General features: G+C 70.7%; 1 protein-coding gene. It reads right to left on the reverse strand.

Going from position 1 to position 10743, the window contains the following annotated elements:
• Window positions 1-18: 18 nt before the first annotated feature.
• Window positions 19-10722, reverse strand: a complete 10704-nt coding sequence (locus Amac_RS56230) for a type I polyketide synthase (RefSeq protein ID WP_155355695.1) — start codon at window positions 10720-10722, stop codon at window positions 19-21.
• Window positions 10723-10743 lie beyond the last annotated feature (21 nt).

Genomic DNA, 10743 nt, shown 5'->3' on the forward strand with positions numbered 1-10743 from the left:
TTCAGACGCGGGCTCGGGTCACAGATCTCTCGAGCGGCCCAGTTCGTTGTCGATGAAACTGAGGATTTCCTCGGTGCTCGCCGATTCGAGCATGCCGGCGACAGCGGTTTCACTAGTTTCCGTGCCGCTCTCGCTCACCTTCGCCAGCAGGTGCCGCAGCCGGGTCGCGATGCCGTTCCGGGCGCGATCGTCGAGCGCGTTGCCGGAAAACGCGGTTTCGAACCGGTCGAGATCGGCCAGCAGTGACAGCTCCACCTCGGTATTCGCTCCGGGCGTGATTTCCGCCAGCACGTATTCAGCGAGGCTCGCGGGGGTGGGGCAATCGAAGATGAGGGTGGCGGGCAGCCGCAACCCGGTGACGGCATTGAGCCGGTTGCGCAGTTCCACCGCGGTGAGGGAGTCGAAGCCCAGCTCGCGGAACTCCCGCCGCGCCTGGACCGCGTCCGCCGACGCGTGCCCGAGCACCGCCGCCGCCTGAGCCCGCACCAGCTCCGTCACCAGCCGCACCCGCTCGGCGTCCCCCAGTCCCGCCAGCCGCCGTACCAGGTCCGCGTCCCCGCCCAGCGAGGTGGAGACCGCCGACCGGCGGCCTGCCCGGACCAGGCCCCGCATCAGATGCGGCACCTCAGGGAACCTGCGCAGCACCGACAGATCCAGCCGCGCCGCCACCACCGCCGCCCGGGCCGACGCGGTGGCCGCCTCGAACACCGCCAGCCCCTGCTCGGCCGACAGCGCCGGCATGCCCGCCCGCGCCATCCGCTGCAGATTGATCGCCCCGAGCTCCCCGGTCATCCCGGTCCCCTGCGCCCACAAGCCCCAGGCCAGCGATGACCCGGGCAGCCCCTGCGCCCGGCGCAGCTGGACCAGCGAGTCGAGGAACGCGTTGGCCGCCGCGTAGTTGCCCTGACCGGCGTTGCCCATCACACCGGCCAGCGAGGAGAACACCACGAACCCGGCCAGGTCGCTGCTCCGCGTGAGTTCGTGCAGGTGCCAGGCCGCGTCCACCTTCGGCCGCAGCACACTGTCCAGCCGCTCGGGCGTCAGCGACGGGATCGTCCCGTCGACCAGCACACCGGCGGTGTGAATCACCGCGGTCAGCGGATGCCCGGCCGGGACCCGCGCCAGCAGGGCCGCCACCGCGTCCCGGTCGGCCATGTCGCACGCCGCGATCGTGACCTCGACGCCGTGCGCGATCAGCTCGGCCTGCAGCTCCACCGCACCCGGAGCATCCAAGCCCCGGCGACTGGTCAGCAGCAGATGCCGTACGCCACGCTCGGCCACCACATGCCGCGCGAACAACGCGCCCAGACCACCGGTCCCACCAGTGATCAGCACGGTGCCCTCGGGGTTCCAGGCCGGGGCGTCGTGTTCGTCCGGTGACAGCCGGGCGAGGCGGGGAACCAGCACCTCCCCCTCGCGTATCGCCGCCTGCGGCTCGGTGGAGGCCAGCACCCCGGGCAGTACATCGAGCGGCGAAGACTCCTGATCATCCACGTCGACCAGCAGGAACCGGCCAGGGTCCTCCGACTGAGCGCTGCGGACCAGGCCCCACGCCGCCGCGGCCGGCAGATCGGTGACCGCGTCACCATCGCGCACCGCGACCGCGCCCCGGGTGAGGAACACCAGCCGCGAATCGGCGAACCGCTCATCGGCCAGCCACCGTTGCAGCAGATCCAGAACCCGGGCGGTCAGCTCATGCGCCGACTCCACCACCCCGGCCGCCGGATCCGAGACCAGCTCCGTCAGCACCACGCCCGGGACCGGACCCGACTCCAGCAGAGACGAGAGATCCAGCGGGTCCAGGTCAAGCACCGTCACCGGCGCCGGGTCGGCTTCCGGCAGACCGTCGGCCACGGACCAGTCCACCCCGAACAGCGAGTCCCATCCTGCCCCACGATGGTCGGAGCCGGCCACGTGCTCGGTGGCCATCGGTCGCATCACCACCGACCGGGCCGACACCACCGGCTCCCCGGCCGCATCCACCGCGAACAGGGAGAACGCGTCGTCCCCTGTCCGAGCCAGCCGTACCCGCAGCATCGACGCGCCGCTCGCGTGCAGGCACACCTCGCCCCAGGACGACGGTGCCTGGACGCCCTCGGCATCGTCCAGCCCGGCGAACGGCGCCGCATGCGACGCCGCGTCCAGCAGCGCCGGGTGCAACCCGAACGAAGCCGCGTCTCCTGCCTGCTCCGGCAGACTCAGCTCGGCGAACACCTCGCCGTCAGCACCCTGCCAGGCTGCCCGCAGGCCCTGGAACGCCGGACCGTAGGCGAAGCTCTCCTTCGCCAGTTCCTCGTACAGCCCCTCCAGCTCGATCGCGGTCGCGCCGGCCGGAGGCCACACCGCCGCGTCGAACGGCACGGCTTTCGGAGTACCGGTCGCGAGCGTGCCGGTGGCGCGCAGCACCCACTGTCCCTCATCGGCCGCGTCCGCCGAACGTGTGTGCACACTCAGGCTCCGGCGGCCCTCTTGTGGTGCGTCCACCGAGACCTGCACCACTACCGCCTCGTGTTCGACGAGGGCCAGCGGCGCGGCCAGCGCCAACTCCGCCACCAAGTCGCAGCCGACCTGGTCACCCGCCCTGATCGCCAGCTCCACGAACACGCTGCCCGGCACCACCACAGAACCCGCCACCATGTGATCGGCGAGCCACGGCTGGGCGCTCACCGACAACCTCCCGGTCAGCACCACCCCATCGGAGTTGGCCAGCGGAATCGCCGCGCCCAGCAGCGGGTGACCCGTCGCGGACAGGCCCAGCACGCGAGGGTCACCGCTCTGCCTGGTGTTCGGCCAGAATCGCTGGTGCTGGAAGGCATAGGTCGGCAGGTCCACCTGGCGACCGCCTGGCAGTACGGCCTGCCAGTCCACCGTCACGCCGCGCACGAACAGCTCTGCGGCCGAGATCAGCACCCGGTCCAGCCCGCCCTCGTCCCGGCGCAGCGTCCCCGCGATCACCGCATCTGCTGCGGCCTCGTCCACGCATTCGCCGATGCCGATCGTCAGCACCGGATGGGGACTCACCTCCACGAACACGCGGTGGCGCTGCTCCAGCAGCTGCCCGACGGCCGGGGCGAAGTTGACCGTGTTGCGCAGGTTGTCACACCAATACCCCGCGTCGAGTTCCGGCCCTTCCACCCACTGGCCGGTCACCGTCGACAGCATCGGCACCCGCACCGGACGCGGAGCCACCTCCGCCAGGACCTGGGCCAGCTCCGCACCGATCAGATCAACCTGAGCCGAATGCGACGCATAATCCACCGCGATACGGCGAACCCGCACCCCATCCCCGGCCAGTCGCTCGACCAGTTCCTCAATGGCCGCGACCTCACCGGCCACCACCACCGAATTCGGGCCGTTGATCGCCGCGACCGAGATCCGTCTGTCCCAGACGGCCAGCCGTTCACGGACCTGCTCGACCGGCAACGCCACCGAGGCCATCGCCCCGAGCCCGGCCAGCCGGTCGGCGATCAGGCGGCTGCGCAGCGCCACTATCCGGGCGCCGTCCTGCAACGACAGACCACCCGCGACCACCGCAGCCGCGATCTCACCCTGAGAGTGGCCGACCACCGCGCCGGGACGGACCCCTAGCGACTCCCACACCGCCGCCAGCGACACCATCACCGCGAACGACACCGGCTGGACCACATCCACCCGATCCAGCGACGGAGCACCCTCGGTCTGCCGGATCACGTCCAGCAGCGACCACTCCACCAACGGCTCCAACGCCGCCGCACACTCCGCCATCCGACCCGCGAAGACCGGCGACTCCTCAAGCAGCCGCCCGCCCATACCCGCCCACTGCGCTCCCTGGCCTGGGAACACCCACGCCGACTTCCCTGCGACATCGGCCACGCCCGAGACAACGTGAGCCGCCGGCTCACCTGCGCTCAGCGCACCCACACCCGCCAGCAACCCGCCACGATCCCGCCCGACCACCACCGCACGGTGCTCGAACACCGACCGCGACACCACCAGCGAGGACCCGACATCCACCGGGTCCAGGTCGGCCGCCTCCACCTGCGTCGCCAGACGACGGGCCTGACCACGCAACGCCTCCGGAGTCTTCGCCGAGATCACCCACGGCACCGCACCCGGCGCCTGTTCCTCCGACTCCGATACAGAAGCCTCCGGCCCCTGCTCCAAGATCACGTGCGCGTTGGTGCCACTGATCCCGAACGACGACACACCCGCCCGGCGCGGACGGCCGGTCTCCGGCCACCTGGCCGGCTCGGTCAGCAGCTCCACCGCACCGGCCGACCAGTCCACATGCGATGAGGGAGCATCGACATGCAGCGTCTTGGGCAGCACGCCATGCCGGAGGGCCAGGACCATCTTGATCACACCCGCGACACCGGCGGCGGCCTGCGTGTGACCGATGTTCGACTTGATCGAACCCAGCAACAGCGGCCGGTCCTCGTCCCGATCCTGCCCATAGGTCGCCATCAGCGCCTGCGCCTCGATCGGGTCACCCAGCGTCGTACCCGTACCGTGCGCCTCGACCGCGTCCACCTCGGCAGGAGATAGCCCAGCGACAGCCAGGGCCTGGCGGATCACCCGCTGCTGCGACGGACCGTTCGGCGCGGTCAACCCGTTCGACGCGCCGTCCTGGTTGACCGCCGACCCACGCACGATCGCCAGCACCTGATGCCCGTTGCGCTGAGCGTCCGACAACCGCTCCAGCACCACCATGCCCACGCCCTCGGAATAGCTGGTGCCGTCCGCCGCGTCAGCGAAAGACTTGCTCCGGCCATCGGGCGACAGGCCGCCCTGCGCGCTGAAACCGATGAACACCGCCGGCGAGGCCATCACCGTCACACCACCGGCCAGCGCCAGATCGCACTCACCCGACCGCAGCGCCTGCACCCCCATGTGCATCGCCACCAGCGACGACGAACACGCCGTGTCCACCGTCACCGCCGGACCCTCCAACCCCAGCGTGTACGAGATCCGGCCGGTCGCGACGCTTCCCGCGGCACCCGTGCTGATGAAGCCCATCGCCTCCAGCGGGAGTTCCGCGGTCATCGCGTAGTCGTGATACATCACACCGGCGAAAACACCCGTCCGGCTGCCCCGCAAAGAGAGCGGGTCCATACCCGCCTGCTCGAAAGCCTCCCAGGACGCCTCCAGCAGCAGCCGCTGCTGCGGATCCATCGCCAGCGCCTCACGCGGCGAGATCCCGAAGAAGCCAGGATCGAACTGCTCGCTGCTCTCCAGGAAGCCACCGTCGCGCACGTAACTGGTGCCCGGGTTATCCGGATCCGGGCTGTACAACGCTCCCAGATCCCAGCCGCGTGTGGTCGGGAACTCACCGATCCCGTCCCCGCCCTCGCAAACCAGCCGCCACAGATCCTCCGGAGAGTCGACCTCGCCCGGAAAGCGGCACGACATGCCCACGATCACGATCGGATCGCTCGTCACCGGCGCCATCGCCGTGGGCACCACCACATCGGCGGTGGTGCCGGACAACTCGTTCAGCAGAAACTCCGCCAGCACCACCGGAGTCGGATAGTCGAACACCAGCGTGGACGGCAACCGCAACCCGGTCGCGGCGTTCAACCGGTTACGCAACTCCACCGCGGTGAGCGAGTCGAAACCCAGCTCACGGAACTCCCGGCGCACCTCCACCGTCTCCGGCGAGACGTGCCCGAGCACCATGGCCACTTCGGTGCGCACCAGATCCAGCAGAACCTCGGCGCGCTCGGCCGCCCCCAGCGGAGCCAGCCGATTCAGCAACGTCGCCGCCACCACCGAACCGGACGCCGCCGACCGCCGACCGCCCCGCACCAGCCCCCGGAACAACGGAGAGACCTCGCCGAAGGCGCGCAGCACCGCCAGTTCCAACCGGAGCGGGATCACCACCGGCCGCGTCACCAGGCAGGCCGCGTCGAACAGCGCCAAGCCCTGTTCCACCGACAGCGGCGGCATGCCCGTCCGGGCGATCCGCCGCATGTCGACATCGCTCAGCGTGCCGGTCAAGCCGGTGTCCTGAGTCCAGGGACCCCACACCAGCGACAGCGCGGGCAGCCCCTCGGCATGACGCGACTCGGCCAGCGCGTCCAAGAACGTGTTCGCGGCGGCATAGTTGGCCTGCCCAGCCGCGCCCATAACACCCGCGAGCGAGGAGAACAGTACGAACGCCGCGAGGTCCAGGCCCTGGGTCAGCTCGTGCAGGTGCCAGGCGGCGTCCACCTTCGGCCGCAGCACCGACTCCAGGCGCTCCGGCGTCAGCGAGGGAATCGTGCCGTCATCCAGCACACCGGCGGTGTGAACGACCGCGGTCAGCGGATGAGCGGCATCCACGCCGGCCAGCAGAGCCGCCACCTGATCCCGGTCGGCCATGTCACACGCCGCGACCGTGGCCTCGACACCGTGCGCGATCAACTCGGCCTGCAACTCCACCGCACCCGGAGCCGCCAAACCCCGGCGGCTGGTCAGCAGCAGATGCCGTACGCCACGCTCGGCCACCAGATGCCGGGCCAGATGACCGCCCAGACCACCGGTGCCACCGGTGATCAGCACCGTCCCGTTGGGATCCCACGGCCGCTCGACCTCTTCCGCGGGTGCCACCCGCGCCAGACGGGGAACCCGTACTCCACCCTCGCGCACCGCCACCTGCGGCTCACCCGAGACCAGCACCCCGGCCAGTACCGGTGCAGACAGCTCACCGTCGACATCGACCAGCAGGAACCGGCCCGGGTTCTCCCACTGCGCCGACCGCACCAGACCCCACACCGCAGCAGCCGCCAGATCGGCGACCGCCTCGCCCTCCCCCGCCGCCACCGCACCACGAGTGACGAACACCAGCCGCGAAGCCTCGAACCGCTCATCGGCCAGCCACCGCCGCAACAGCCCCAGGACCTGAGCGACCAGCTCGTGCGTCGACTCCACGGTGCCGGCCGTCTCCGACGAGCTGACACGGAGAGTCAGCACATCCGGCACCACCTCCAGCAGCGCCAAGTCAGCGAGAACCTCTGCGGTGAGCTCAGCCACATCCAGCCCGGCATCGGACACCGGCGCGTGAGCCGGCACCCATTCCAGCCCGAACAACGCCTCCCGCTCCGCCCCCGGACCACTGCCGGCGGCGGCGAGCTGGTCGGCCGAGACTGGCCGCGACACCAGCGACCGCGCGGAGAGCACCGGCTCTCCGGCGGCGTCCACCGCGCTCACCGACACGGCGTCGTCGCCCACCTTGGCCAGGCGGACGCGCAGCAGTGCCGCTCCGGTGGCGTACAGGGTCACCTCCTGCCAGGAGAAGGGCAGCCGCGTACCCGCCGCGGTGTCCAGCCCGGCGAACGCGATCGCGTGCAGGGCAGCGTCCAGCAACGCGGGATGCACCCCGAACGCACCGGCATCCGACTGCGCCTGCTCCGGCAACGCGACCTCGGCGAAGACCTCACCACCGGTGCCACGCCAGGCCCCCCGCAGGCCCTGGAACACCGGGCCGTACCCCAGCCCTCCCGCTGCCAGCTCTTCGTACAGCCCGTCCAGCTCGATCGCGGTCGCGCCGGCCGGGGGCCACGCCGCCGTATCGAAGTGCGCGGCGGCCTGAGCGTCCGTGGCGAGCGTCCCGGTGGCGTGCCGCACCCACTGCGCCTCGTCACCGGCCTGCGCCGGCCGGGAGTAGACACTCAGGGTCCGGCGGCCGGTCTCCTCCGGGGCGCCTACCGCGACCTGGACCGCGACCGCGTCATCCTTACCCAGCACCAGCGGCGCGGCCAGGGTCAGCTCCTCGACCAGGCCACATCCGACCTGGTCACCCGCACGGACCGCCAGCTCCAAGAATCCGGTGCCCGGGAAGAACACCATCCCCGCCACCGTATGATCAGCCAGCCACGGCTGCGTTCGCAGCGAGATACGCCCGGTCAGCACCACTCCGTCGGAATCGGCCAACCCGACCGCGGCACCAAGCAGCGGATGATCCGTCGCGGCCAGACCCGCCGCCGCCACGTCCCCCGCACCGGCACCGGCGCTCTCAAGCCAGTACCGGCGGTGCTGAAAGGCGTAGGTCGGCAGGTCCACCCGGCGTCCACCGGTCAGCACGGCCTGCCAGTCCACCGTCACGCCGCGCACGAACAGCTCGGCTGCCGAGACCAGAACCCGGTCCAGCCCGCCCTCGTCCCGGCGCAGCGTCCCGGCGATCACCGCGTCCACCGCGGCTTCATCCACGCATTCGCCGATGCCGATCGTCAGCACCGGATGCGAGCTCACCTCGACAAACGCCCGATACCGCTGCTCCAGCAGCTGCCCGATCGCCGGGGCGAAGTTGACCGTGTTGCGCAGGTTGTCACACCAGTACGCCGCGTCGAGTTCCGGCCCCTCCAGCCACCGGCCGGTCACCGTCGACAGCATCGGCACCCGCACCTGCTGCGGCACCACCCCGGTCAGGACCTGGGCCAGTTCCGCACCGATCAGATCGACCTGAGCCGAATGCGAGGCGTAATCCACCGCGATCCGGCGGACCCGCACCCCGTCCTCGGTCAGGTGCTCCACCAGCTCCTCGACGGCGTGCAGTTCACCGGCCACCACCACTGAGCGAGGGCCGTTGATGGCCGCGACCGACACCCGGCCGTCCCAGGACGACAGCCGCTCACGCACCTGCTCGACCGGCAACGCCACCGACGCCATCGCCCCGAGCCCCGCCAGCCGGTCGGCGATCAGGCGGCTGCGCAACGCCACCACCCGGGCGCCGTCCTGCAACGACAGGCCACCCGCGACCACCGCGGCCGCGATCTCGCCCTGAGAGTGGCCGACCACGGCGTCGGGACGGGCTTCCAGCGATTCCCATACCGCCGCCAAGGAGACCATCACCGCGAACGACACCGGCTGGACCACATCCACCCGATCCAGCGACGGAGCGTCCTCGGCCTGGCGGATCACGTCCAGCAGTGACCACTCCACGAACGGCTCCAGCACCGCCGCGCACTCCGCCATCCGGCCCGCGAAGACCGGCGACTCCTCAAGGAGGGCAGCACCCATGCCTGCCCACTGGGCTCCCTGACCCGGGAACACCCACACCGACTTCCCGACGACGTCGGCCACACCCGTGACCACCCGAGCCGCCGACCCCACTGCGATCACGCCACCACGCAGGGAGGCTCCGGCGTCGTCCGTGCTCAGCGGACCGAGACCAGCCAGCAACTCCTCGCGATCACGCCCGACCACCACCGCGCGGCGCTCGAACATCGACCGCATTGTGGCCAGCGAGAACGCCACATCGACCAGCCGCAGATCGTCCGCCGCCTCCACATACTCGGCCAGACGGCCGGCCTGCGCCCGCAACGCCTCATCGGATCTGCCCGAGATCACGCACGGCAGCACACCCGCCACCGGCGCCGGGTCCGCCACGTCCGGCTCGGCCTGCGGCGCCTCCGGCGCCTGCTCCAAGATCATGTGCACATTCGTGCCGCTCATCCCGAACGACGACACACCCGCCCGGCGCGGACGGCCCGTCTGCGGCCACTCCACCGGCTCCGTCAGCAGTTCGACCGCGCCCGAGTCCCAGTCCACCCGCGAAGATCGCTCGTCCACATGCAGCGTCTTGGGCAGCACCCCATGCCGGAGAGCCAGGATCGTCTTGATCACGCTGGCCACACCCGCCGCGGCCTGCGTGTGACCGATGTTCGACTTGACCGCCCCGAGCAGGAGCGGCTGCCCCTCTGGCCGGTCCTTGCCGTACGTGGCCAGCAGCGCCTGGGCCTCGATCGGGTCACCCAGCGTCGTCCCGGTGCCATGCGCCTCGACCGCGTCCACGTCAGCGGGACTCAGTCCCGCGACGGCCAGCGCCTTGCGGATCACCCGCCGCTGCGAAGGACCGTTCGGCGCGGTCAACCCGTTGGACGCGCCATCCTGATTGACCGCGGAACCCCGGACGATGGCGAGGATCTCGTGCCCGTTGCGGCGGGCGTCCGACAACCGCTCCAGCACCAGCACGCCCACGCCCTCAGACCAGCCCGTGCCGTTCGCGGTGTCGGCGAACGCCTTGCACCGGCCGTCGGGCGCCATCGCGCCCTGCGCGTTGAACCCGAGGAACACCAGCGGCGACGCCATCACGGTCACCCCGCAGGCCAGCGCCAGCGAGCACTCACCCGACCGCAGCGCCTGCGCCGCGAGGTGAATCGCCACCAGCGACGAGGAACAGGCCGTGTCCACCGTCATCGCCGGGCCCTCCAGGCCCAGCGTGTAGGACAGGCGTCCGGACAGCACACTGGCCACCGTTCCGGTGACGCTGTCGCCCTGCCCGCCTTCCAGGACCAGGCTCATGTAGTCCTGGCCGTTGGTGCCCACGAACACGCCGGTGGAGCTGCCCTTCAGCGAGACCCGGTCGATCCCGGCCCGCTCGATCGCCTCCCACGACGTCTCAAGCAGCACCCGCTGCTGCGGATCCATCCCCACTGCCTCACGCGGCGAGATCCCGAAGAACCCGGCGTCGAACTCCACCGCATCGGACAGGAACCCGCCCTGGCATCCGACCCCCATGGCCGAAATGCCCTCCACATCCCAGTCCCGATCGACCGGGAAGGAGGAGATCGCGTCCTCACCGTTGATCAGTAACCGCCAGAAGTCCTCAGGCGAGCCGACTCCGCCGGGAAAGCGGCATGCCATCGACACGATCGCGATCGGATCGTGCCGGTGCGACTCCAACTCTTCAAGCCGTCGACGGGTCTCGTGGAGATCGGCGGTGACCCACTTCAGGTACTCAACGAGCTTCCGATCTTCGGACATCAGAGTGGCCCTCCAATTCAG

This window comes from Acrocarpospora macrocephala (assembly GCF_009687865.1).
In the GTDB taxonomy this organism is placed as follows: domain Bacteria; phylum Actinomycetota; class Actinomycetes; order Streptosporangiales; family Streptosporangiaceae; genus Acrocarpospora; species Acrocarpospora macrocephala.

Coding starts and splice junctions, on each gene's coding strand:
- Amac_RS56230 (WP_155355695.1), bottom strand. CDS start 10,722: ATGTCCGAAGATCGGAAGCTCGTTGAGTACCTGAAGTGGGTCACCGCC.